At 62.5% G+C, this 22,905-nt stretch carries 20 protein-coding genes, 2 tRNA genes and 1 pseudogene; 12 read left to right on the top strand and 11 right to left on the bottom strand.

Annotated features, from left to right (window positions below; genetic code table 11):
- Positions 1 to 13 precede the first annotated feature (13 nt).
- Complete coding sequence (locus AC0L2P_RS10560; protein WP_473501157.1) at positions 14 to 841, top strand: alpha/beta fold hydrolase; 828 nt, start codon at positions 14 to 16, stop codon at positions 839 to 841.
- A gap of 140 nt (positions 842 to 981) precedes the next feature.
- On the opposite strand, the gene AC0L2P_RS10555 is transcribed toward AC0L2P_RS10560, so the two are convergent.
- Positions 982 to 1,058: transfer RNA gene (locus AC0L2P_RS10555), tRNA-Pro, on the bottom strand.
- A gap of 160 nt (positions 1,059 to 1,218) precedes the next feature.
- Between AC0L2P_RS10555 and AC0L2P_RS10550 the strand changes: the two genes are divergently transcribed.
- From AC0L2P_RS10550 to AC0L2P_RS10540, 3 genes are all read left to right on the top strand, one after another.
- Complete coding sequence (locus AC0L2P_RS10550) at positions 1,219 to 1,524, top strand: ETC complex I subunit (RefSeq protein WP_023677641.1); 306 nt, start codon at positions 1,219 to 1,221, stop codon at positions 1,522 to 1,524.
- Between the two features lie 50 nt (positions 1,525 to 1,574).
- A tRNA-Arg gene (locus AC0L2P_RS10545) sits at positions 1,575 to 1,651 on the top strand.
- 59 nt (positions 1,652 to 1,710) lie between these two features.
- Positions 1,711 to 2,931 (top strand): anion transporter, encoded by a 1,221-nt coding sequence (locus tag AC0L2P_RS10540; RefSeq protein WP_473501156.1) that lies wholly within the window; start codon positions 1,711 to 1,713, stop codon positions 2,929 to 2,931.
- Between the two features lie 10 nt (positions 2,932 to 2,941).
- Here AC0L2P_RS10540 and AC0L2P_RS10535 read toward each other — a convergent pair whose 3' ends face one another.
- The 4 genes from AC0L2P_RS10535 to AC0L2P_RS10520 form a co-directional block, all read right to left on the bottom strand.
- Positions 2,942 to 3,253 carry a cupredoxin domain-containing protein gene (locus AC0L2P_RS10535; protein ID WP_473501155.1) on the bottom strand — a complete coding sequence of 104 codons (312 nt, stop codon included), beginning with the start codon at positions 3,251 to 3,253 and terminating at the stop codon, positions 2,942 to 2,944.
- Between the two features lie 14 nt (positions 3,254 to 3,267).
- Complete coding sequence (locus tag AC0L2P_RS10530; RefSeq protein ID WP_473501154.1) at positions 3,268 to 3,792, bottom strand: DUF4142 domain-containing protein; 525 nt, start codon at positions 3,790 to 3,792, stop codon at positions 3,268 to 3,270.
- Between the two features lie 104 nt (positions 3,793 to 3,896).
- Entirely contained in the window at positions 3,897 to 4,568 is a 672-nt protein-coding gene (locus tag AC0L2P_RS10525) for an RNA polymerase sigma factor (protein ID WP_473501153.1), read from the bottom strand.
- A 254-nt stretch (positions 4,569 to 4,822) separates the two neighbouring features.
- Positions 4,823 to 5,992, bottom strand: coding sequence for a cystathionine beta-lyase (locus AC0L2P_RS10520; protein ID WP_473501152.1), 1,170 nt, complete (start codon positions 5,990 to 5,992; stop codon positions 4,823 to 4,825).
- A gap of 427 nt (positions 5,993 to 6,419) precedes the next feature.
- On the opposite strand from AC0L2P_RS10520, the gene AC0L2P_RS10515 reads away from it, so the two are divergent.
- The 4 genes from AC0L2P_RS10515 (at position 6,420) to AC0L2P_RS10500 (ending at position 10,680) form a co-directional block, all read left to right on the top strand.
- Entirely contained in the window at positions 6,420 to 7,448 is a 1,029-nt protein-coding gene (locus AC0L2P_RS10515; protein ID WP_473501151.1) for an amino acid ABC transporter substrate-binding protein, read from the top strand.
- A 63-nt stretch (positions 7,449 to 7,511) separates the two neighbouring features.
- The gene (locus tag AC0L2P_RS10510) at positions 7,512 to 8,699 is read left to right on the top strand and encodes an amino acid ABC transporter permease (RefSeq protein WP_473501150.1); all 1,188 of its coding nucleotides are present in this window, start codon (positions 7,512 to 7,514) and stop codon (positions 8,697 to 8,699) included.
- Positions 8,700 to 8,703: 4 nt separating this feature from the next.
- Complete coding sequence (locus tag AC0L2P_RS10505) at positions 8,704 to 9,861, top strand: amino acid ABC transporter permease (RefSeq protein WP_473501149.1); 1,158 nt, start codon at positions 8,704 to 8,706, stop codon at positions 9,859 to 9,861.
- A 69-nt stretch (positions 9,862 to 9,930) separates the two neighbouring features.
- On the top strand, positions 9,931 to 10,680 hold the full coding sequence (locus AC0L2P_RS10500; protein ID WP_031194215.1) for an amino acid ABC transporter ATP-binding protein: 750 nt from the start codon (positions 9,931 to 9,933) through the stop codon (positions 10,678 to 10,680).
- A 123-nt stretch (positions 10,681 to 10,803) separates the two neighbouring features.
- On the opposite strand, the gene AC0L2P_RS10495 is transcribed toward AC0L2P_RS10500, so the two are convergent.
- Together AC0L2P_RS10495 and AC0L2P_RS10490 are read right to left on the bottom strand one after the other, a co-directional pair.
- Positions 10,804 to 11,244, bottom strand: a complete 441-nt coding sequence (locus AC0L2P_RS10495) for a YqaA family protein (protein ID WP_473501148.1) — start codon at positions 11,242 to 11,244, stop codon at positions 10,804 to 10,806.
- A gap of 13 nt (positions 11,245 to 11,257) precedes the next feature.
- Complete coding sequence (locus AC0L2P_RS10490; protein WP_473501147.1) at positions 11,258 to 12,763, bottom strand: multicopper oxidase family protein; 1,506 nt, start codon at positions 12,761 to 12,763, stop codon at positions 11,258 to 11,260.
- Positions 12,764 to 13,413: 650 nt separating this feature from the next.
- Here AC0L2P_RS10490 and AC0L2P_RS10485 point away from each other — a divergent pair.
- A complete protein-coding gene (locus tag AC0L2P_RS10485; RefSeq protein WP_473501146.1) occupies positions 13,414 to 15,333 on the top strand; it encodes a multicopper oxidase domain-containing protein in 1,920 nt (639 codons plus the stop codon).
- A gap of 20 nt (positions 15,334 to 15,353) precedes the next feature.
- Here AC0L2P_RS10485 and AC0L2P_RS10480 read toward each other — a convergent pair.
- Positions 15,354 to 16,385: pseudogene (locus AC0L2P_RS10480) on the bottom strand (cation diffusion facilitator family transporter); the annotation flags it as partial.
- Entirely contained in the window at positions 16,382 to 16,645 is a 264-nt protein-coding gene (locus tag AC0L2P_RS10475; RefSeq protein WP_473501145.1) for a metal-sensing transcriptional repressor, read from the bottom strand. The pseudogene AC0L2P_RS10480 and the gene AC0L2P_RS10475, both read right to left, overlap by 4 nt.
- Positions 16,646 to 16,749: 104 nt before the next feature.
- On the opposite strand from AC0L2P_RS10475, the gene AC0L2P_RS10470 reads away from it, so the two are divergent.
- Entirely contained in the window at positions 16,750 to 17,421 is a 672-nt protein-coding gene (locus AC0L2P_RS10470; protein WP_473501144.1) for a TIGR02117 family protein, read from the top strand.
- Between the two features lie 90 nt (positions 17,422 to 17,511).
- Here AC0L2P_RS10470 and AC0L2P_RS10465 read toward each other — a convergent pair whose 3' ends face one another.
- The gene (locus AC0L2P_RS10465; RefSeq protein ID WP_473501143.1) at positions 17,512 to 18,747 is read right to left on the bottom strand and encodes an FAD-dependent monooxygenase; all 1,236 of its coding nucleotides are present in this window, start codon (positions 18,745 to 18,747) and stop codon (positions 17,512 to 17,514) included.
- Positions 18,748 to 18,766: 19 nt separating this feature from the next.
- Positions 18,767 to 19,012: a zinc-finger domain-containing protein gene (locus AC0L2P_RS10460; RefSeq protein ID WP_473501142.1), complete on the bottom strand. Its 246-nt coding sequence runs from the start codon at positions 19,010 to 19,012 to the stop codon at positions 18,767 to 18,769.
- A gap of 149 nt (positions 19,013 to 19,161) precedes the next feature.
- Between AC0L2P_RS10460 and AC0L2P_RS10455 the strand changes: the two genes are divergently transcribed.
- Positions 19,162 to 21,363 (top strand): RNA degradosome polyphosphate kinase, encoded by a 2,202-nt coding sequence (locus AC0L2P_RS10455; RefSeq protein ID WP_473501141.1) that lies wholly within the window; start codon positions 19,162 to 19,164, stop codon positions 21,361 to 21,363.
- On the top strand, positions 21,363 to 22,895 hold the full coding sequence (ppx, locus tag AC0L2P_RS10450) for an exopolyphosphatase (RefSeq protein WP_473501140.1): 1,533 nt from the start codon (positions 21,363 to 21,365) through the stop codon (positions 22,893 to 22,895). Before AC0L2P_RS10455 ends, ppx begins: the two co-directional genes overlap by 1 nt.
- The last annotated feature ends 10 nt before the right edge of the window (positions 22,896 to 22,905 follow it).

The following is a 22,905-nucleotide window of genomic DNA, read 5'->3' as shown; positions in this document are numbered from 1 at the left end:
AAGGAGTAGAACGATGAGCACATTCACCACCCATGACGGCACCGAGATTTTCTACAAGGATTGGGGCAAGGGCCAGCCGATCGTGTTCCATCACGGCTGGCCGCTGAGCTCAGACGACTGGGACAACCAGATGCTGTTCTTCCTCGAAAAGGGCTATCGCGTCATTGCACATGACCGCCGCGGGCACGGCCGCTCGTCGCAGACCGCAACCGGCAACGAGATGGACACCTACGCCGCCGATGTTGCGGCCCTGGCGGCGCATCTCGATCTCAGGGATGCGATCCACATCGGCCACTCGACCGGTGGCGGCGAGGTGGCGCGTTACGTCGCGCTTTATGGCGGCGGCGGCCGTGTTGCCAAGGCGGTGCTGATCGGCGCCGTGCCGCCGATCATGGTCAAGACCGACAGCAACCCCGGGGGCTTGCCGATCGAAGTCTTCGACGGCTTTCGCGCGGCTCTGGCCGCTAACCGGGCCCAATTCTACAGGGAGGTGCCGGCCGGCCCGTTCTATGGCTTCAACCGCGAGGGCGCCAAGGTCTCGCAAGGCGCCGTCGACAATTGGTGGCGCCAGGGCATGATGGGCGGAGCCAAAGCCCATTACGACTGCATCAAGGCATTCTCGGAGACCGATTTCACCGACGATCTCAGAAAGATCGACGTACCGGTCCTGATCATGCATGGCGACGACGACCAGATCGTGCCGATCGCCGATTCTGCGCTGCTTGCGGCCAAGCTGGTGAAGCACGGCACGCTTAAGGTCTACAAAGGCCTGCCGCACGGCATGTGCACCACCCATCCGGAGATCATCAATCCGGATCTGTTGGCCTTCATCCAGGGCTGACGGCTTGCATATCGGACGGGCAGCGCGGGCTCGTGCTGTCCGTCCGTCGCTTAAGCATGACTGGCGACGGGAGACACACTCGAGCGTGATCCGCTCGCGCTGCGGACGAGATTCGCCTGAGACAAGATTTGCTTGATGAATGGTCGGAGTGGAGAGATTCGAACTCCCGACCCTCTGGTCCCAAACCAGATGCGCTACCAGGCTGCGCTACACTCCGAACGGTCTGTTGCCTATTGATTTCGGCCCGTCAAAGCAAGCGTAAAAAGCCATCGGCCTTGCTGCCGGCGGCATTGCGCAGTAATGACGGGCTAGTGCATGGCCAGAGAGCAGTAATGTGGTCTCGGGGTCGTGTGATTGCAACCAGCAATGAGGTGGTCATGTCAGCCCGCATTTTCAGCCCAGCCAAAACCGCGATGCAGTCCGGCAAGGCCAAGACCGGCTATTGGGTGCTGGAATTCGATCCTGAGCAGCGCAAGAAGATCGATCCTCTGATGGGCTACACCACGTCCGGCGACATGCGAAGCCAGATCAGGCTGACCTTCGACACCAGAGAAGAGGCGGTCGCCTATGCCGAGAAGGAAGGGCTGGCTTTCCGGGTCGAGGAGCCGAAGGAAATCAAGCGCCGCCAGATTTCCTATGCGGAGAATTTCCGCTATGACCGCAGAACGCCCTGGACGCATTGATCCCATACCGGCCCTGCCGGCACAATCCGCCGGTCATGCGGCCGGCCAGCGGTCCCGTAGCTCAGCTGGATAGAGCACCGGCCTTCTAAGCCGATGGTCACAGGTTCGAATCCTGTCGGGATCGCCAATATTTTCCAGGTCCATTCTGGACAGGTTCACCCGCCCGTCGCACAGGATTTCCGAAACATGAAAGCGATGGGCGCGGCGGCATTGCTGATCCTGGTCCTGACCTATGCCGGCGTCGCAATCGGCAGGATACCCGGGCTGCGCCTCGACCGGGCAGGCATCGCTCTGCTCGGCGGTGCCGCGATGATCGCCATCGGCGCGCTCGACATGGAAGATGCCTACCGCGCCATCAGCTTCGACACCGTCACGCTTCTGCTCGGCATGATGATCGTCGTGGCGCATCTGAAAGTGTCCGGCGCCTTTCGCGCGCTCGGCGGGTTCGCCATCGAGCATGCGCATGCGCCGTTCATGCTGCTGGTGATGGTGACGCTGTTGACCGGCGTCCTGTCGGCATTCCTGGTCAACGACGCCATCTGCCTGGTCATGGCGCCGATCGTCGTGCATGTCACCCGCGTCATCAACCGCAACCCGGTTCCCTACCTGATCGCCACGGCGACGGCATCGAATTGCGGCAGCGTCGCCACCATCACCGGCAATCCGCAGAACATGGTCATCGGCGCGCTGTCGGGGATTTCCTATCCGGCCTTCTCGGCGGCGCTTGCGCCGGTGGCCCTGTTCGGCCTCGTCGCCGTCGTCGTCATCATCCGCATCGTCTACCGCGCCGAATTTTCGCGCAAGGCCGAGCTCAGCCCCGAAGTCTATCGCGGCCGCATGCTGCCGGGGCAGGTGCTGAAGGCGGTGGTCGTCTGTATCGGTTTGGCGCTCGCCTTTTTTGCCGGCGTTCCCGTCGCCAAGGCGGCGCTGATCGGCGGCGCGATTCTGTTGCTGACCCGCGCCATCAAGCCTGAGCGCATCTATCGCGAGATCGACGGGCCGCTGCTGTTCATGTTCGCCGGGCTGTTCATCGTGGTCGCCGGCGCGGAGAAGACGCTGCTGACGCCCGACATCGTCGCTTCGGCAAAAGACCTTGGGCTGAACGATGTCTGGCGGCTGTCCGGCTTCACCGCGGTGCTGTCCAACATCATGAGCAATGTCCCGGCCGTGCTGGCGCTGAAGCCGTTCATGCCCGGACTGGAAAATCCCGAGCGGGCCTGGCTGGTCGTCGCCATGAGCTCGACGCTGGCCGGCAATTTCACGCTGCTCGGCTCGGTCGCCAATCTGATCGTTGCCGAGCACGCGCGGGTCTCCGGCAAACCGCTGGGCTTCATCGCCTTCTTCAAGGTCGGCCTGCCGTTGACGCTGGTCACGCTTCTTGCCGGAACGGCCTGGCTGGCGGCCTAAAATTAGCCAGTCAGGGCGAAGTCACCGTCACGTGGCCCTTCATATTGGGATGGAAGCGGCAGAAATAATCGACCGATTCCGCCTTTTTCACCGTCAGGCTCGCCGCCTTCTTCGGCGGGACCATCACTTCCCAGTCGCCGTTGACGGTTGCCGTGTGGGCAAACACGTCCTTGTTCACCCACTTGATCGTGTCGCCGACCTTTGCCTCGATCTTTGCCGGCGAAAACACAAGCTTGTCGATCGTCACCTCGACGGTTTCGGCGTTGGCCGGCGTGGCGCCGATGGCTAGTGCCAGCGCAATCCACAGATGCGGCCTCGACATCAATGGCCCAATCATCACTTCAGCATGCCGGCGACGTGCTCGGCGTGCTGTTCGTGGCCCTGGAATATTTTCAGGCCGGTTTCCAGCAGGCTCTTCAGCTCGGCATTGCTGGCCGACGGAATCAGCAGTGTTTCGAGCGCGCCATTGACCTGTTTGTGGTAGGCCACTTCGCTGGCGACATAGGCCTTGTCGAACGCTGCGCCATTGAGCTTGGCAAGCTTGGCACGTTCCTCGGCCGCCGCCTTGGTCAGCGCCTTGCTGGTCGGATTGTCCTCAGGCGTGACCTTGAGCTTCTTGACCAGGTCGAGAGCTTGTTTGTTGACCGCCTCGTGATCTCGCACCATGTCCTTGGCGAAATCCACGACCTCCTTGTTTTTCGATTTCTTCAGCGCCTGTTTGGCCGCTTCGACGTCAAGCCCGCCCGCTGTGTAGGCGATATGTGCGATCTGCGGATCGGTCGGCTTGTCGGCAGCTTGCGACAAGGGCGCTGCGCCAAGCAGGAAAACTGCGGCCAATGCCGTGGTCGATCTAATAAACATGATGCTCTCCTTCACCCCGACGCGGAACTGCATCGGGCTTCGTTTTCAGTGACGCTCATTGGATGCAGGTCGCCGGCAAACGTTCCCGCGAAAATCGGCGCGACCTACCCGGAAAGACCAAGCCGCTGCATCACGGCATTGGTCAGCCGTTCGCAGCGCCGGCCGGCGAACGGAAAGGCATCGAGCAGCACCGGGCCGATCTGGTCGTCCAGCGCCTTGCGCACCAGCGCACGGGCGCGGTGCAGCCGGGTCTTGATGGTTTCTGGTCGCACGCCAAGCAGTTCGGCGGTCTCCTCGATGCTCAATCCCTCGATGACGCGCGCCACGAACACCAACCGGTAAACATCGGGAAGACTGTCGGTTGCCCGTTCGACAAGCTCAAGGATCTGCCGTTGCGCCATCGTCCGCTCCGGATCGTCGCTCGGGTTGAGGGGAAACCGGATGATTTCGGCTTGCGGGTTTTCAGGCATCGCTACCATTCGCCGCCTTTTGCGCAAGCGGCCGAGCGCTTCGTTGATGACGATACGCGACAGCCACGTGGCGAGCGAGGCATCGCCGCGAAATGCCTCGAGATGGGCAAAGGCGCTGACATAGGCCTCCTGGACGATGTCCTCGGCCTCGCTGTCGTTACGCACCACGCCGCGGGCGATGCGGTAGAGCCTTTGATTGTGCGTCTTGATGATGGTGCGGAATGCATCGCCATCGCGTGCCAGCGCGCGGCCGACAAGCTGCATGTCGCCGGAGGCGGCGGGGATTGCCGTCAACGCAGCAGGCATGGCCGATCTCCTGATAGGCTTCTCATCGCGACATTGGATGCATCGGCCGCCAAAAGGTTCCCGACGAATCCGCCGGCCAGCCTCGATCCGTATCAAGCGCCGGCAGAGGCTATTCTATCGCCTCCACCACAGCGGCGTCTCTATTTTGTAGGTACCGCTTTCATCGGCCGATCGGCCGCCATCACATCGCTCAGGATCGCAAGTTTTCCAGGCTGTTACGCCGATTTCCTGACTCGGCCTGGAAAGGTGCTGGCTCAGGCCTCAGCGGCCGCAGCCAGGCCGCGCGCCAGGTCGGCCTTCAAATCCTCGACATCCTCGAGCCCGATCTGCAGGCGCACCAGCGGCCCGTCGTATGGGCCTTTGGCGACGGTGCGGTCGCCAAGGAATACCGGCACGGCAAGGCTCTCATAGCCGCCCCAGGAATAGCCGAGGCCGAAAAACTTCAACGCATCGAGGAAGGCGTGCTGCTGCTTCTGTCCGCCGCCTGCAAGGACGATAGAGAAGATGCCGCTCGATCCGCAAAAATCGCGCTTCCACAAAGCGTGGTCGGGATGGCTGGGCAGCCCCGGATGCAGCACCTGCGCCACGCCCGGCTGGCTCTCCAGCCAGCCGGCGAGGGCAAGCGCGCTTTTTTGATGGTGCTCCAGCCGCACACCCATGGTGCGCAGGCCGCGCAGCACCTGGTAGACGTCGTCCGGCCCGGCGCAGCAGCCCATCGTGTTGAACGTCTCGCAAAGCTGCTTCCAGCAGTCCGCATTGGCCGACACCGTGCCGAGCAGCACGTCGGAATGGCCGGCCGGGTATTTCGTCGCCGCATGGATCGACATGTCGACGCCATGGTCGAGGGGGCGAAAGTAGAGCGGCGTCGCCCAGGTGTTGTCCATCATGACGATGGCGCCGGCGGCATGTGCTGCCTTGGCGATGGCCGGTATGTCCTGCACCTCGAAGGTGTTGGAGGCCGGCGATTCGGTGAACACCACCCTGGTGTTGGGCTTGATCAGCGCCGCGATGCCGGCGCCGATGCGCGGTTCGTAATACTCGACCTCGATGCCCAGCCGCTTCAGCATCGTGTCGGCGAAGTTGCGGGTTGGATGATAGACGGAATCGACGATCAAAAGATGATCGCCGGCCGACAGGAAGGCGAGCAGCGGCAGCGTCACCGCGGCAAGGCCCGACGGCACCGCGACCGTGCCGGCGGAGCCTTCCAGCGCATCGATCGCGCTGTTCAGCGCATCGGTGGTCGGCGTGCCGCGCGTTCCGTAGGTGTATTTCTGGCTGCGTGAAGCCATCGCCGCCGCGTTGGAATAGAGCACGGTCGAGGCATGCACCACCGGCGGATTGACGAAGCCGAAATAGTCATGCGGGTTGTTGCCGGAATGGGCAAGCCGCGTGTTGATGCCCATCTCGCTGCCGTCTTTTGCCATTGCTTTTCGTCCCATGGGTAAGGTCGTTAGCCATAGTGCGGCGGCATTGGCCGCGCAACCGCACCGCAGCCGCCAGGCCAAGCTCTTGAATGTGCCAATTCAGCATTGCGTCGTGGATCGGCGGGACGGCTGCCAGGTGCGCTTGGCAAGTCACGGTCGGACTTTGCCGGCTTTATTGGCGCGCTGACCAATTTGCGAGCGCGTTTATCTGCAATTTCAGGCATTTCAGGCGGCGGGTTTTCAAAGTCGTTTGGATTCGGTCATTTCCCTTGACCTCACAGGAATAATCGCCTTCGATGTTGTTCGTGAATGGGAGGCAGCGCGTCGGTTACGATGCGGGATTCCGGTAACGGGCCGGGATACATAGCTGCGTTCACACGGAAAAAGTCAGGTTCGCCTGGAAAAAACAGAAAAGGGTCTGTGGGTCATGAAACACATTGCAATCGGCATTTTGGGCGCCGCCGCGTTTGGATTCGCGGCTTCGGCGGCTTCGGCAGCCACGCTCGACGATGTCAAGGCGAAGGGCTTCATCCAGTGCGGCGTCTCGACCGGTCTGGCCGGCTTCTCGGCGCCGGACGACAAGGGTGAGTGGCAGGGCATCGACGCGGACTTCTGCCGCGCCGTGGCGGCCGCCGTGTTCGGCGATGGCACCAAGGTGAAGTTTACCCCGCTCAGCGCCAAGGAGCGGTTTACCGCTCTTCAGTCGGGCGAGATCGACATCCTGTCGCGCAACACCACCTGGACCATCAATCGCGACACCGCACTCGGCCTGAACTTCATCGGCACGACTTATTATGACGGCCAGGGCTTCATGATCAACGCCAAAAAGCTTCCGGGCGTGAACTCGGCGCTGCAGCTTTCGGGCGCGGCGGTCTGCGTGCAGAGCGGCACCACGACCGAGCTCAACCTCGCCGACTACTTCAAGTCGAACAAGATGGAGTACAACCCGGTCGTCTTCGAAAAGCTGGAAGAGGTCAACGCCGCCTATGACGCCGGCCGCTGCGACGTCTACACCACCGACCAGTCGGGCCTCTATGGCATCCGCCTGACGCTTGGTGCGCCGGCCGACCACGTCGTGTTGCCCGAGATCATCTCCAAGGAACCGCTTGGGCCGGCCGTGCGCCAGGGCGACGACCAATGGTACCACATCGTCAAGTGGACCTATTTCGCGCTGCTCGACGCCGAGGAGCTCGGCATCACCAAGGCCAATGTCGAGGAGATGAAGAACTCGGACAGTCCCGAGATCAAGCGCGTGCTCGGCCAGGAAGCCGACACCAAGATTGGCACCGATCTCGGCGTCTCCAATGACTGGGTCGTCAACATCGTCAAGGCCGTCGGCAATTACGGCGAGATGTTCGAACGCAATGTCGGCTCCGGCAGCCCGCTGAAGATCGCGCGCGGCATCAACGCGCTGTGGACCAAGGGTGGTCTGCAATACGCTCCGCCGATCCGCTGATCGAAAATGGATCCGGAAGGCAGATCGTCTGCCTTCCGGTCTCTCTTTCCAGGGGACTGTCGAATGGCATCGCAGGAAGTTCTTCGCGAGGAGCCAAGCCGCGGTTCCCTCATCAATGATCCTCGTATCCGCGGCATTTTCTTTCAAGCACTGGTCCTCGTCCTGCTGGTAGCAGGGGTCTGGTGGGTTACCCACAACGTCCTCGTCAATTTGACGCGCTTGCACATCGCTTCCGGCTTCGGCTTCCTCAGGGGCCGCGCTGGTTTCGACATCAGCGAAAGCGCCATCGCCTATTCGTCGGATTCGACTTATTTCCGAGCCATCCTGGTCGGCTTCATCAACACCGTGATCGTTGCCGTCGTCGGCATCGTCACCGCCACCATCATCGGTTTCATCGTCGGCATCGGCCGGCTTTCGCGAAACTGGCTGATCAGGAAGATCTGCACGGTCTATGTCGAGGTCTTCCGCAACATCCCGCCGCTGCTGGTCATCTTCTTCTGGTATTCCGGCGTGCTCGCCGTGCTGCCGCCGCCGCGCGAGAGCATCAATTTGCCGTTCGGCTCCTTTCTCAACCAGCGCGGCTTCTATTTTCCGCGCGCCGTATGGGGCGAGGGCTCCTGGCTGATCCTGGTCGCCCTGCTCCTCGGCATTGCCATGGCCTGGTTCGTCGCCCGCAAGGCGCGGCAGCGGCAGATGGCGACAGGTCAGCCGTTCCCGGTGCTCTGGACATCAATAGCCTTGATCGTCGGCCTGCCGCTGCTCGCCTACGCGCTGAGCGGCTTTCCGCTGAGCTTCGAATTCCCGAAACAATCGACCTTCAACCTGGTCGGCGGATTTCAGGTCAGGCCCGAGTTCCTGTCACTCTATCTGGCGTTGTCCTGCTATACCGCCGCCTTCATCGCCGAGATCGTGCGCGCCGGCATCAGGGGCGTCAGCACGGGCCAGACCGAGGCCGCCGCGGCACTCGGGCTGCGCTCGGGATCGATCCTCAGGCTTGTCGTCGTGCCGCAGGCGATGCGCATCGTCATTCCGCCGCTGACCAGCCAGTATCTCAATCTGACCAAGAATTCCTCGCTCGCCATCGCCATCGGTTATCCGGATCTGACGGCGACCGCCGGCACTGTCTTGAACCAGACCGGGCAGGCGGTTGAAGGCGTGGTGATCATGATGGCTGTCTATCTCGCGCTCAGCCTGATCACGTCGGCGATCATGAACGTCGTCAACGCCAGGATGGCGCTGGTGGAGAGGTAGGGCCATGCAGGAACACGACATGTCCTGGGTGCGGACGGAGATGGCGCTGGCGCAGCCGGCACCGTCGAGCGAGCGTGGCCTCACCGCCTGGGTCCGCAAGAACCTGATTGCCACCACGGGCGACACCATCTTGACCATCGTCGGCATCGCGCTGGTCGCTATGATCGTGCCGCAAATCGTCAATTGGGCGTTCATCAACGCCCAGTGGACCGGACCGGACCGCACGGTCTGCGCCACCGTGGCGCAAGGCGGCATCCAGCCGGATGGCTGGACCGGGGCTTGCTGGGCATTCGTCAACGCCAAGTTCGGCCAGTTCATGTTCGGCACCTATCCCATCGAGGAGCGTTGGCGGCCGATCCTGGTGGCCATCCTGTTCGTGGCGCTATTGGTGCCTTTGCTCATCCCGCGTGTGCCGCGCAAAGGACTGAACGCCATTCTTCTCTTCCTGGCGCTGCCGGTGGTCGCCTTCGTTCTGCTGGTCGGCGGCATGTTTGGCCTGCCGCATGTCGAAACGTCGCGTTGGGGTGGGCTGCTGGTGACACTCAGCCTGTCCTTCGTCGGCATTGCCGTATCGCTGCCGATCGGCATCGTGCTGGCGCTCGGCCGGCGCTCGAACATGCCGATCGTCAAGCTGCTGTGCGTGATCTTCATCGAGACGGTACGCGGCATTCCGCTGATTACGGTGCTGTTCTTCGCCAGCGTGATGCTGCCGCTGTTCCTGCCGGCCGGCGTCAGCTTCGACAAGTTCCTGCGCGCGTTGATCGGCGTGTCGCTGTTTGCCGCCGCCTACATGGCCGAAGTGGTGCGCGGTGGCCTGCAGGCGATCCCCAAAGGCCAGTATGAGGGCGCCGATTCGCTCGGCCTCAGCTACTGGCAGAAGATGGGTCTGGTCGTCATGCCGCAGGCGCTGAAGCTGGTCATTCCCGGCATCGTCAACACCTTCATCGGCATGTTCAAAGACACCAGCCTGGTCATCGTCATCTCGATGTTCGACCTCCTCGGCATCGTCAAGCAGAACTTCTCCGACGCGAATTGGGCGACGCCGCAGACGGCCAGATCCGGCCTGGTGTTCGCGGCCTTCATCTTCTGGCTGTTCTGCTTCGGCATGTCGCGCTATTCAATGTACACGGAACGCCGTCTCGACACCGGCCACAAACGCTAAAAAGGGGACCTTGTCATGGTCATAGAAAACGCCGTCAGCGCGGAAGAGATCAAGGTCAATGCCGCTAAGATGCACATTTCCACTACCGATGTCGCCATCGACATCATTGCCATGCACAAATGGTACGGCGAATTCCATGTGCTGAAGGATATCAATCTGAAGGTGATGCGCGGCGAGCGCATCGTCATCTGCGGCCCGTCGGGCTCCGGCAAATCGACGATGATCCGCTGCATCAACCGGCTGGAGGAGCACCAGAAGGGCAAGATCATCGTCGACGGCAAGGAACTGACCAACGATCTGAAGAAGATCGACGAGGTGCGCCGCGAGGTCGGCATGGTGTTCCAGCACTTCAACCTGTTCCCGCATCTGACCATTCTGGAAAATTGCACGCTGGCGCCGATCTGGGTGCGTAAGATGCCGCGGAAGCAGGCCGAGGAAATCGCCATGCATTTCCTCACGCGCGTCAAGATCCCGGAACAGGCCAACAAATATCCCGGTCAGCTTTCCGGCGGCCAGCAACAGCGCGTGGCGATCGCCCGCTCGCTGTGCATGAACCCGCGTATCATGCTGTTCGACGAGCCGACCTCGGCGCTCGACCCGGAAATGATCAAGGAAGTGCTGGAGACGATGGTCGGGCTGGCCGAGGAGGGCATGACCATGCTCTGCGTCACCCACGAGATGGGCTTTGCGCGCAAGGTCGCCAACCGGGTGATCTTCATGGACCAGGGCCAGATCGTCGAGCAGAACACCCCGGCCGAATTCTTCGACCACCCGCGCCACGAGCGCACGAAACTGTTCCTGTCGCAGATCCTGCACTGATCCAGTACGTCGGTTCGGACAAGAGCGGCGGACCGGGCTCTCTGTCTTGCTCGGGCCTTACGCGTATTCGACGACCGGTGATGCTCGGGAGGATTTGCCCAGGTCGATGGCGAGCATCGGCAACTATCTCAGCACCCACAATCCTCCTGCGACGATTGCCGTATATCGTGCAGCCTTGCCCAATGCGACAAGCATCACGAATACGCCGAGATGCATGCGGACCGCGCCTGCCGCGACGGTGAAGGCGTCCCCGACGACCGGCAGCCAGGCGAATAGGAGCAACCACGCGCCAAAGCGACGAAAGGTCCTGCTCGCCCGCTGGTATCGTTCACGAGTGATAGGAAACCACCACTTGGATTGCAGCGTATCGATGCCCCGCCCCAGCGTCCAGTTCATCACCGAGCCGAGCGTGTTGCCGATTGTGGCGACCGCAAGCAGTAGCACCGGATCGCCACGGCCGCTGGCGATCAAGCCGGCGAGCATCAATTCCGACGAGACCGGTAAGATGGTTGCGGCGAGGAATGCGCTGGTGAACAGGGCGCCATAGATTGCCAGTGCAGCCACGTCGGACTATCGGCTATGCCTGCACGTCGACGACGCCCATCATGCCGAGCTGCTCGTGCTCCAGGATGTGGCAATGATACATCCGCCGCCCGGGCTGATCCTGGCGAAGTAAGAGCCGCACCGTCTCGCCGCGCGCCACGTTGACCGTGTCCTTCCAGGCGAGATAGGCCGGTTTCGAGACCTGCCCACCACGTTCGTGCTCGACCACCTGGAACTGCGTCCCGTGGACATGGAACGGATGGTCCATGTCGGCCTTGTTGACGATTTCCCAGAGCTCGACCTGCCCTGTTTTCGATACCACGTCGATGCGGCCCATGTCGAACGCCGCGCCGTTGATCAGGAAGCCCATCTGCATATCCGTCGCGCTCATCGTCATCGTCTCGGTGAACACGAAACGCCGGCTGACGGCAGGGGTGCCAAGTTGCGCAATTGGCCGAAGCTTTTCCGGCAGCGGAGGAAACGCCTCTGCAGGCGTGTCCAAAACATTGACCGTAAGCAATGTCAGGCCTGCATCGGCGGGGCGGCCTGCGCCCATCCAGCCGCGATCGTAGTCGAGCGTGTTCAGGGTGACGGGGCCGGGCTTCTCAAACGAGACGATCAGTTCAAGGCGTTCCGCCGGGCTGAGCAGGACATCCTTGGCTGCCACCGGCGCCGCCAGCAGACCGCCATCGGTGCCGATGATCGTCATGGGTGCGCCATCGAAGGAGAGCCGCAAAAAGCGCGCGTTGGTCGCGTTGTAGAACCGAAATCGCCGCTTTGTTCCAAACGAGACCGATAGCACGGGATTTTTCTGTCCGTTGACCAGCACGTGATCGCCGACCCGCCCGTTCATCAAATCGATCATGGTATTGTCCGGCATGGTGCCGTCGGCGGCAAGGCGAAGGTCTGTGAACACCAGCACAGTGTCGCCATACTCGGCCGGGATCGGGTCCGCCTTCGGCTTGACCACGAACGCGCCGGCAAGTCCGCGATAGACCTGCTCGGCCGTCTTGCCGTGCGGATGCGGATGATACCAGTACGACCCCGCGCTTCCTTCGGGCAGTTCGAAGCTGTAGGTGCGCTCCGTGCCCGTCGCAACAGGGTCCATCGGATTGCCATCCTGGTCAGCCGGAACGGGCACGCCATGCCAATGGACGGTGCTCGTCTCGTCAGGAATTCGGTTGGTGAACGCAATCTCGACACGGTCGCCTTCAGTCACCTCGATCAATGGCCCCGGGCTCATGCCATTGTACCCAAGGATTGGCGTGTCGAGCCCTTCTGCAATGCGAACCATGGCGGGTTCAGCCGTGAGGTTCGCTCTGAACAGGCGGCTCGTATTGGCTTCATTGGCTAGCAGCGGCAACTCGCGCAGCGCTTGGCCCTCAGCCAGCATGGCTGCGCTTTTTGGCGCCGCGCCCATGTCGAGGCCCGCGTGCCCCATATCCATGCCGGGCATCTCGTCCATCTTCATCTGGGCGACGGCTCGCGGACTAGCGAGAACCGTGGCAACGCTTGCCGCCAGAAAACTGCGTCGATTCATGTGTTGTCTCCGAGATTAAGGTCACGCGCGTCCGCACGCGGTATAACTCAGGTGGCACGCTCCGTAGCCAGATTGACATTGGCCTCGGTCAGCCATGCCATCGTCTTCAGCGCCTTTTCAAGCGTGCGGCGCAGGAGGCGCAAGGTCATGCCCCTCGGAGCCAATCTGAATCGCGGGAGCGGAAACAGGCTCGTCTGGGATTCGAGGAGTGATGGCAGTGACGGTTTTGCAACTCCAAGCGGGCAGTTGCCACACGACATAAAGGTTCCCATCACGGGAAGGTCAAGAGGCAAATTTCGATGTCCTGCTTCGGCACGGCAGCGATGATCTGTGCTGGCTCAAAAGCCCTTGACCTTCCCGTGATGGGAAGCCTCATAACAACCTCACTAGAGGAAACCCGCAATGATAAGGCTGAAAGTTCCGGAAACAAGCTGCGATCTTGGATCATCGACGGTCGCGGCAGAAGGCAAGGCAGACGAAACCGCAATTTCGGCTGGCATCAGGTCAGTCGGTTACGACAACGAAGACAGGCCGTCTGAACAGCATACGGCCGGCACGGATCATAAGCGCGCCGGCTGCGTTCATTGCCATTGGGAGTTGTATAGCGAGCCGCGTGGGCGCGTGCGGCGGCAGGTAAAGGGTTCATCCTGATGCTCATCCAACCGATCGATTATTTCCTCGTCGTCTGGTTCGCGCTGGCGCTGGCTTCGACGCTTTATGTCGGCTTCGACCAATATCGCAACAATCCCGAGCCGGTGGTGATGAAATGGGGCTTCATCCTGGTTACCCTCTATATGGGGCCGCTCGGCTTGCTGCTCTACGTGCTCGCCGATAAGGAGCCCCGGCCGGGCGAGCATGAACGCTTCACCCAGCCGCTCTGGAAGCAGGGCGTCGGCTCCACCATCCACTGCGTCGCCGGCGATGCCACCGGCATCATTCTTGCCGCCGCCGTCACGGCGGCGCTCGGCCTGCCGATGTGGATCGACCTGATCGTTGAATATCTCGCCGGCTTTGCCTTCGGCCTGTTCATCTTCCAATCGCTGTTCATGAAATCGATGATGGGCGGCACCTATTGGGAGAACGTGCGCAAGAGCTTCCTGCCCGAGTTCATCTCAATGAACTTCATGATGGCCGGCATGGCGCCGGTCATGAGTTTTCTGATGATGGGCCGCGACATGCGCGCAATGGAGCCGACGGAGCTTTTGTTCTGGGGCGTGATGTCGATCGGCGTCATCGCCGGCTTTGCGCTTGCCTACCCAGCCAATGTCTGGCTGGTCGTCCGCGGCCTGAAACATGGGCTGATGACGCAGCGCCCGCAGGCAGCTGGCATCGATGGTCGGGAGCAGCCTGCCGCGAGGCAACATGCGCAGATGCAAATGCAGCAGGCCGACGTCAGTGGCCATCACGGGCAGCACCACGATATGGCTTCCCATAAAAGCAAAGGCGGCGCCGGTCATCACATGGAGACGGATGCCACGACCCCGCAGGTCGCTGCCCTTGGTGCCGTCTCCCTGCTTGCGCTCGCCATCGGCATGGTCGCGCCGGCGAACTGGCTGAACCTGACGCTGTCGGCACGCGACGTCGGCGGGGTGATCATGCCGCGCGGCATGATCATGGATCGCGACACGCCGGCCGACGCGATGCGCGACATGGCCGCTACCGATCCGCGCCTCGTGACCGCCTCTTATGGCCTGCCGGCAAAGGGCGACCAGGACCTGCCGTTTCGGATCGAGAACGGCATCAAGGTGTTCGAGCTCAGGCCTTCAGTGGTCCGCTGGCAGATCCTGCCGAATGTCGCGGTAGACGCCTATGCCTATAATGGCCAGATTCCCGGCCCGCGAATTCACATTCGCCAGGGCGATCGGGTCAGGATCAATGTCACCAACGGCCTGCCTGAGGAAACGACAGTGCATTGGCATGGCTTGATCTTGCCGAACCAGATGGATGGGCCGGCCGAGATCACGCAGGCGCCGATCGAGCCCGGCCAATCCTATTCATACGAATTCACCGCAAGCCAGCACGGAACCTATTTCTACCACCCCCATGCCAAGCCGGACCGGACCCAGGCGCTCGGCCTCTACGGTGCGCTGATCATCGATCCCGCCAATCCCGCCGATGAGGTCGCGGCCGACCAGGATTATGTCATCGAGCTTCAGGAATGGCTGGTGCGGGAAGGGCTGACCTACCCGTCGATGCCGATGGACGGCGGCATGCCGAATTTCTTCACCATCAACGGCAAGGCCTATCCCTCGAGCGAGACGGTCCCGATGAAGGTCGGCGAGACGCTCAAGGTGCGGTTCATCGGCACCAACAACGGCTTCATCCATCCGATGCATATCCATGGCGGACCGTTCGAGGTCGTTGCCCGCGACGGCGAGACGATCCCTGCCGCGGGTCGTTTCCTTGCCGATACGGTCAATGTCGGGCCGGGTCAGCGCTACGACGTGATCTGGAAGGCGCAGCGTCCGGGCAAATGGCTGATCCATTGCCACATCCCGCATCACACCACGAACAACAATGTCGAGGAGAAGGGCGGCGGCGGGTTGATGGTCGTAATCGATGTGACGTGAGCCGCCTAAAAGGAGCGTCAGTGCATGTGGCCGTGGTCATGCGCGTGCCCGCGAGGATGGTCGTTCTCTCCATATTCGGTTGAAAACCGCACATTGGCCTCAGCCAGAGCTGGCATATGCTGGGACAGTTCGTCCTTCAGCGCAGCCGCGATCTTGGTCGCTTCCGACAGCGGCAGTGTTTCGTCCGCGGCAATTGCGATGTCGGCGTGCAATCTATGACCGATCCAGCGCGCCTTGGCATCGACAATGCGTGCGCCAGGAACATGCTCGGCGGCATGTCGGATTTCGTCCATCACACCGGGTTCGATTCCATCTAGCATGCGGGTCAGCACCGAGCGGGCCGATTGCCAGACGATACCGAAGATCGCAATCGTGATCAGCAGGCCGACGATCGGGTCGGCCAAGGAAAAGCCAAGCCAGACGCCGATGGCTCCGATGACCACGGCAAGGCTGGTAAGCCCGTCGGTGCGGGCGTGGTAGCCGTCGGCAATCAGTGCCGCGCTGTTGATTTCGCGGCCGACGCGGATACGGAACACGGCAACCGCCTCGTTGCCGAGGAAGCCGACAATGCCCGCCGCCGTCAGCCAGCCGAGGTGTGTCACCACTTGTGGATTGATTAGCCTGTCGATGGCCTGGTAGCCGGCGACAACAGCGCTGAACAGGATGATGAGCACGATGATGATGCCGGCCAGATCCTCGACCCGGCCCAAGCCATAGGTGAAGGTCCGCGACGGCTTGCGCCGCGCCAGCACGAACGCAATCCATAGCGGGATCGCCGTGGTCGCATCGCCGATGTTATGGATCGTGTCGGCCAGCAATGCCACACTCCCCGACAGCACAACCACGACCATCTGCAGTGCCGCGGTGATGGCCAGGATTACGAACGACCATTTGATTGCCCAGATGCCCCGGTCGGTGGTGGCAATCGTCGCATCGATGACGCCGTGAGTGTGACCGTGCGGACCGTGATCGCCATTGCTGTGGGCATGTGAGGCGCGATCGCGCAAGCCGAAACCAAACCAGTCCAGAATGCGGGCCACAACCTTGTTCATAGATACTTCGCCAGCTGCTTGAGTTCCGCCAGCGAGTTGCCGCCGGTTTCCACGCTGTCCGTCAGGCAGTGCTCGATGTGATCGTTGATCAGCTCGCGCTTGGCGCTGCTGATGGCCCGTTCGACGGCGTGAAGCTGCTGCGCCAGATCAAGGCACGGGCGATGCGCCTCGATCATGGCCAGCACCGCCGCAAGGTGGCCTTGCGCGCGCTTCAGGCGCTTCATGATGGAAGGATGCGAGGCGTGGAGGTGATCTGACATGCTTGAGCATATCCTCCCGGGGGGGATACGCGTCAAGCTCTAAGTCAGCTGTGCAACCTCAGCGGAGGCTTCACCTTGAGCATTGCTTGTTCTATGCCTTTCCCATGAAGAAGCTTGCCCGTTTTCTTGGCCTGCTGGTCGTTGCAGCAGTCTTTGCGGTGATGCTGGGCACGTTGCTGCCGCGCCCGCTCTGGCCGGCGGCCGTTGCCGACCCGATCGGCGCAAGCCACCGCATCCTGGTGCTGCAAAATCCGATCCACACCGACATCGCCATCCCCGTCGACGACGATGTGCGCCGGCGCTTCCATTTCCTGGTCGATGCCGGCATTCCTGCCGACATGGCGGAGGTCCGCTACATCGTCTTCGGCTGGGGCGGCCGCGCCTTCTATCTGGAGACGCCGACCTGGTCGGAACTGAAGCCGATGCCGGTGATGAAGGCGCTGACCGTCGATGCCTCGGTGATGCATGTCGATGTTTCCGGCGACATTGCCGAGCCGTATCCCGACGTCGCCGGCTTCGACATCGGCGATAAACGCTTTGCGGCGCTGCTCGATTTCGTTGCGGCGAGTTTCCGGCAGGGGCCGAACGGGGCCATCCCGATCGAGAATGCGGCCTATTCCCGCTTCGATCGTTTCTTCGAAGCCAATGGTTATTTCAATGCGCTGATCGGCTGCAACACCTGGACGGCGGCGGCACTGCGCACGGCCGGCCTGCGCACCGGCTGGTGGAACCCACTGCCGGCGTCGCTCGGCCTGTCAATGCGGCTTTACAATTGAAGAGGGTTCCGCCTGATCAACGCCGAGATCCTTCGCGCCCCCCTGTCCTGCCGGACAGAGGGGGTGCTGTCCCGCCGGCCTATCGAGCTTTCATCGCGCGCCACCATCCAATGCCCGCCAGCCATAGAGCCAGTCGAGATCGGCGGCGAGCTTGTCGGGCGAGCGCATCGCCAGGAACAAGTTGCGGGCCATCGCCACGGGCCCGGCCGCATGCCAGGCGAGGCGATTGACGGCGCCGCGGCGGGCGACCTGGGCGACGCGCGGCCGCCGCGCCTGTTCCCACGCGGCAAGCGCCCCCTCAAGATCGGCCGGCGACGCGGCAACGAAGCCGGCAAGCGTCGCGGCGTCCTCGATCGCCATCGCCGCTCCCTGTGCGGCAAACGGCGTCATCGCGTGCGCCGCATCGCCGATCAGCGCGATGCCTTCCGGCGTCATCCACCGCCGCTGCTCGACGGTGTGGATCGGCCATGCCGTCCACGGCGCCGCCTCGCTCGCCAGACGGTTCAGCGCCGGCGCGGTGCCGCGCATGGCGCTGGCCAGGATGGCTGGGTCGGCATGCCCCGACCAGCCTTCGGCAATGCGCTCGCCCTTGGTGAAGGCGGCGAGATTGAAGGCAGTGCCACAGCTGACCGGATAGGCGACCATATGGAAGCCGGGATAGAGGAAGGCGGTAACGCAATCGGCCGCACCGATCGCTGCAAAGCTTTGTCCGGCGGGGCTGTCGGCGGCCACCGTGGCGCGCCAGGCAAGCTCGCCCGAAAACCGGCTCCTACTGAATTCGGTCGCCTTGCGGGCAAGCCTTTCTCGCATCGACGACCAGACGCCATCCGCGCCGACCAGCAACGATGCTTCCGGCGCGATGGCCGTGCCGGCAATCTCGATTGTTGCGGTGATGCCATTTGGTCCGGTGGCGACGCTGCCGACGCGGGCGCCGGTGACAAGTTCGACCTCGGGCCGCTCGGCTATCCGCTCTATCAGCGCTGACTGCAGATCGGCGCGGTGGGCAACGAGATAGGACGCCCCCCAGCGCGTTTCGGCCGCCTGGCCAAGCGGCACGCGAGCCAGCTCGCGCAGCGTGGCGGCGTCCTTGAGCACGACCGCCTCCGGCCGCACCGCCGTCGCCAGCAGCCGATCGAGTACGCCGAGCTGCCGCAGGATGCGCGTTGCGTTGGGTGAAAGCTGGATACCGGCGCCGGCAGCCTCGAGGTGCTCAGCTTGTTCGAACAGTTTTATCCGAAAGCCGCGCTCGGCGAAGGCCAGTGCCGCGGTTAGCCCGGCGATGCCCGCCCCGGCGACGACGACCTGCCGGGACTGCATTTCTCGCATCAGGCTTGTCGCGGAAGAATCAGGCGGCCTTGTCGATATAAAGGCAGCCCGGCGGCTGCGTTTCCAACCCCTTCAGCCTCGGCGAATAGCGATAGAGCGTCGAGCAATAGGGGCAGACCTTTTCATTGTCGTCACCCATGTCGAGAAATACATGCGGGTGGTCGAAAGGCGGATTGGCGCCGGTGCACATGAATTCCTTGACGCCGATGTCGATTGCCGGATAGCCCGCATCGTTCTGGAAATGGGGAATGGAACCGCCTGCCATCGTCGTCTCCTGATCTTGTCGATTGCATCTGGATCATAACCCGTCTCTTTGCAAGATCGATGAAATGAAACTGTCGCAAAAGCCTGTCAGAGGATAAGTTAAGCCGGTTAAGGCTGGCGCCGACGGCCGGTGTAGGAAGAGCAGGAACCATGAACGAACTGAAGCCGGTGCAAAGCGAATTTATCACCGTCGAGGCGGCGAGCCCCGAAGGCGGCAATCCCGACCGCTTCGTCAACCGCGAGTTTTCCTGGCTGCAATTCAACCGGCGCGTGCTCGAAGAGTCGCTGAACGCCAACCATCCGCTGCTCGAGCGCGTTCGCTTCCTGTCGATATCGGCAGCCAACCTGGACGAGTTCTTCATGGTCCGCGTCGCCGGTCTTGCCGGCCAGGTGCGCGAAGGCATCGTGCTGAAGAGCCCGGACGGGCGCACCCCCGAGCAACAGCTCGAACAGTTGCTGCGCGAGGTCGAGCGCCTGCAGGAGGACCAGCAGAACAGCCTTTCGGCGCTGATGCTGCAGCTCAACAAGGAAGGCATCGAGAGCATCACGCGCGATGCGCTGAGCAAGGACGAGAAGACCTGGCTCGAGGACCATTTCCAGGAGCAGGTGTTTCCGGTACTGACGCCGCTGTCGATCGACCCGGCGCATCCGTTCCCGTTCATTCCCAATCTCGGTTTCTCGATGGCGCTGCAATTGCGCCACCGCAAGAACGGCGAGGAAATGAGCGCACTTTTGCGCCTGCCGGTGGCGCTGAGGCGCTTCATCCGCTTGCCGGATCGCAAGCATCATGTCCGCTTCATTCCGCTCGAAGAGGCGGTCAGTCTCTACATCGGCAAGCTGTTCCCCGGCTACGAGGTCAAGGGCTCCGGCACATTCCGCATCATTCGCGACAGCGATATCGAGGTCGAGGAAGAATCCGAGGATCTGGTGCGTCTGTTCGAGACGGCGCTGAAGCGGCGACGCCGCGGATCGGTCATCCGCATTGAGTTCGACAGGCTGATGCCGGCCGAATTGCGCGATTTCGTCGCCGGCGAGCTCGGCGTCTCAGCCAGCCGCATCAGCGTGCTTACCGGCCCGCTGGCGCTTAGCCAGATCTCGGAGATCGTCGCCGTCGCCCGCGACGATCTGAAGTTCACGCCCTACAATCCGCGCTTCCCCGAGCGCATCCGTGAGCACGGCGGCGATTGCTTTGCCGCAATCCGCGAGAAGGACATCATTGTCCACCACCCTTACGAATCCTTCGACGTCGTGGTGCAGTTCCTGCGCCAGGCGATGGCCGATCCGGAAGTGGTGGCGATCAAGCAGACGCTCTACCGCACCTCCAACGACAGCCCGATCGTACGCGCTCTGGTCGACGCCGCCGAGGCCGGCAAGTCGGTAACGGCGCTGGTCGAGCTCAAGGCCCGCTTCGACGAGGAGGCCAACATCCGCTGGGCCCGCGATCTCGAGCGCGCCGGCGTCCAGGTCGTCTTCGGCTTCCTCGAACTGAAGACCCACGCGAAAATGTCGCTGGTGGTGCGGCGCGAGGACGGCAGGCTGCGCAATTATGTGCATCTCGGCACCGGCAACTACCATCCGGTCACCGCGCGCATCTACACCGACCTGTCCTTCTTCACCACCGACCCGACCATCGCGCGCGATGTCGCCCAATTGTTCAACTTCATCACCGGCTACGCCGAGCCGGCCGAGCAGATGCGGCTGGCCATATCGCCGTTCACGCTGCGCGACCGCATCCTCAAGCACATTTCGGGCGAGATCGGCCACGCGCTGGACGGCAGGCCGGCTCGCATCTGGATGAAGATGAATGCGCTGGTCGATCCGATCATCATTGATGCGCTTTATGATGCCAGCCGCGCCGGCGTCGAGATCGATCTCGTCGTGCGCGGCATCTGCTGCCTGAGACCGCAAGTGCCCGGCCTTTCGGAGAACATCAGGGTGAAGTCGATCGTCGGCCGCTTCCTCGAGCACAGCCGCATCTACTGCTTCGGCAACGGTCACGGCCTGCCATCGGACGGTGCGATCGTCTACATCTCCTCGGCCGATTTGATGCCGCGCAATCTCGACCGCCGTGTCGAGACCATGGTGCCGATCACCAATCCAACTGTGCACGAACAAGTGCTCGGCCAGATCATGCTCGGCAACATCATGGACAACCAGCAAAGTTTCGACGTATTGGCTGACGGAACCTCCCGGCGCGTCGTGCTGGAGGAGGGCGAAGAACCGTTCAACGCGCAGGAATATTTCATGACCAATCCGAGCCTGTCCGGACGGGGCGATGCGTTGAAGTCGCATGCGCCCAAGCGCATCGCGCAGTTCAAGCGCCGCAAGAAACAGAACGCAGCGACGGGCTGATGATTTCAGCGTCCCAGGGCCGGCTTCAGGACCGCCGACCGCTGTCCATCATCGATATCGGGTCGAACTCGATCCGTCTTGTCATCTATGAAGGGCTGGCGCGCTCGCCGACCTTGCTGTTCAACGAAAAGATGTTGGCGGGCCTCGGCCGCGGCATCGTTTCGACCGGAAAGCTCGATCCCGAGGCGGTGACGCGTTCGATGGACGAGTTCCGCCGCTTCCGCGCGCTCTCCGACCAGGCCGGCGCCGAGCGCATGTATGTGCTGGCGACCGCCGCCGCTCGCGAGGCCGTCAACGGCCCCGACTTCATCCACCGCGCCGAGGATGTGCTCAAGACCGAGATCCAGGTGCTGAGCGGCCGCGAGGAAGCCCATTATTCGGCGCTCGGCGTCATCTCCGGTTTCCACCCGGCCAACGGCATCGCCGGCGATCTTGGCGGCGGCAGCCTCGAACTGATCGATATCGACGGTGAAACGATCGGTGACGGCATCACGCTGCCGTTGGGCGGCTTGCGCCTGCAGGACATGGCGAAGAACTCGCTGACCCAGGCGGTAAAGATCGCGCGCGAGCAACTGGCGCGGGCGAAATTGCTGAAGGGCGGCCAGGGCAGGGCCTTCTACACGGTCGGCGGCACCTGGCGAAACCTCGCCAGGCTGCACATGGAAATGACCAACTACCCGCTCGGCGTCATGCATCATTACGAGATCGGCATCGAAAGTGCCGCAAACTTCCTCCGGCAGGTCGCCAAAGCCGAGATCGACAAGATCAAAGGCATCGAGGGCGTCTCCAAGAACCGCCGCTCGCTGCTGCCCTATGGCGCCATCGTGCTGCAGGAGATCATGGCGGCGATGCAGCCCTCGAAGATCATCGTTTCGGCGCTGGGCGTGCGCGAGGGCTTTCTCTATTCGCTGCTCGACAAGACCGAGCAGAAAGCCGATCCCCTGATCTCGGCGGCGGAAGAGCTTGCCCGCCTGCGCTCGCGCTCGGTCGACCACGCGCATGAGCTTGTCGAATGGACCGGCAAGGCGTTCGCCGCCTTCGGAATCGACGAAACCAGGGATGAGGCGCGCTACCGCCACGCCGCCTGCCTGCTCGCCGATGTTGGCTGGCGCGCCCATCCGGAATATCGCGGCAAGCAATCGCTCAACATCATCGCCCACGCCTCGTTCATCGGCGTCGACCATCCCGGCCGCGCCTTTCTGGCGCTTGTCAGCCTGTTTCGCCACGAGGGCGTGTTCAATGAAGCCGCTCCGGAAATCCGCGGGCTGGCGACACCGCGCTATCTCGAGCGGGCCCGCGTGCTGGCCGCGCTGCTGCGCGTCGTCTATTTGCTGAGCGCGGCAATGCCCGGCGTCATGCCGCGGCTGAAATGGGAAAACCGCGGCAATGGCGTGCTGGCGCTGGTGCTGCCGGCAGCGCTGGCCGATCTCTATGGCGAGCGGCCGGCCGGCCGGCTGGCACAACTGGCAAGGGTCACCAACCGCCGGCTGGTACTGGCGGTCGAGGGCGGGCCTAGCATGTCGGTGAAGTAGACTGCCTCGG

The sequence above is a fragment of the Mesorhizobium sp. WSM4836 genome, from assembly GCF_055811815.1.
Note: the sequence above shows the minus strand (reverse complement) of the source record. Positions and strands in the feature narration are given on the sequence as shown.

What these genes read in the sequence shown, in the direction of transcription:
- AC0L2P_RS10560 (WP_473501157.1), top strand. Translation starts at nt 14, where the DNA reads ATGAGCACATTCACCACCCATGACGGCACCGAGATTTTCTACAAGGAT.
- AC0L2P_RS10550 (WP_023677641.1), top strand. Translation starts at nt 1,219, where the DNA reads ATGTCAGCCCGCATTTTCAGCCCAGCCAAAACCGCGATGCAGTCCGGC.
- AC0L2P_RS10540 (WP_473501156.1), top strand. Translation starts at nt 1,711, where the DNA reads ATGAAAGCGATGGGCGCGGCGGCATTGCTGATCCTGGTCCTGACCTAT.
- AC0L2P_RS10535 (WP_473501155.1), bottom strand. Translation starts at nt 3,253, where the DNA reads ATGTCGAGGCCGCATCTGTGGATTGCGCTGGCACTAGCCATCGGCGCC.
- AC0L2P_RS10530 (WP_473501154.1), bottom strand. Translation starts at nt 3,792, where the DNA reads ATGTTTATTAGATCGACCACGGCATTGGCCGCAGTTTTCCTGCTTGGC.
- AC0L2P_RS10525 (WP_473501153.1), bottom strand. Translation starts at nt 4,568, where the DNA reads ATGCCTGCTGCGTTGACGGCAATCCCCGCCGCCTCCGGCGACATGCAG.
- AC0L2P_RS10520 (WP_473501152.1), bottom strand. Translation starts at nt 5,992, where the DNA reads ATGGCAAAAGACGGCAGCGAGATGGGCATCAACACGCGGCTTGCCCAT.
- AC0L2P_RS10515 (WP_473501151.1), top strand. Translation starts at nt 6,420, where the DNA reads ATGAAACACATTGCAATCGGCATTTTGGGCGCCGCCGCGTTTGGATTC.
- AC0L2P_RS10510 (WP_473501150.1), top strand. Translation starts at nt 7,512, where the DNA reads ATGGCATCGCAGGAAGTTCTTCGCGAGGAGCCAAGCCGCGGTTCCCTC.
- AC0L2P_RS10505 (WP_473501149.1), top strand. Translation starts at nt 8,704, where the DNA reads ATGCAGGAACACGACATGTCCTGGGTGCGGACGGAGATGGCGCTGGCG.
- AC0L2P_RS10500 (WP_031194215.1), top strand. Translation starts at nt 9,931, where the DNA reads ATGCACATTTCCACTACCGATGTCGCCATCGACATCATTGCCATGCAC.
- AC0L2P_RS10490 (WP_473501147.1), bottom strand. Translation starts at nt 12,763, where the DNA reads ATGAATCGACGCAGTTTTCTGGCGGCAAGCGTTGCCACGGTTCTCGCT.
- AC0L2P_RS10485 (WP_473501146.1), top strand. Translation starts at nt 13,414, where the DNA reads ATGCTCATCCAACCGATCGATTATTTCCTCGTCGTCTGGTTCGCGCTG.
- AC0L2P_RS10475 (WP_473501145.1), bottom strand. Translation starts at nt 16,645, where the DNA reads ATGTCAGATCACCTCCACGCCTCGCATCCTTCCATCATGAAGCGCCTG.
- AC0L2P_RS10470 (WP_473501144.1), top strand. Translation starts at nt 16,750, where the DNA reads ATGAAGAAGCTTGCCCGTTTTCTTGGCCTGCTGGTCGTTGCAGCAGTC.
- AC0L2P_RS10465 (WP_473501143.1), bottom strand. Translation starts at nt 18,747, where the DNA reads ATGCGAGAAATGCAGTCCCGGCAGGTCGTCGTCGCCGGGGCGGGCATC.
- AC0L2P_RS10460 (WP_473501142.1), bottom strand. Translation starts at nt 19,012, where the DNA reads ATGGCAGGCGGTTCCATTCCCCATTTCCAGAACGATGCGGGCTATCCG.
- AC0L2P_RS10455 (WP_473501141.1), top strand. Translation starts at nt 19,162, where the DNA reads ATGAACGAACTGAAGCCGGTGCAAAGCGAATTTATCACCGTCGAGGCG.
- ppx (WP_473501140.1), top strand. Translation starts at nt 21,363, where the DNA reads ATGATTTCAGCGTCCCAGGGCCGGCTTCAGGACCGCCGACCGCTGTCC.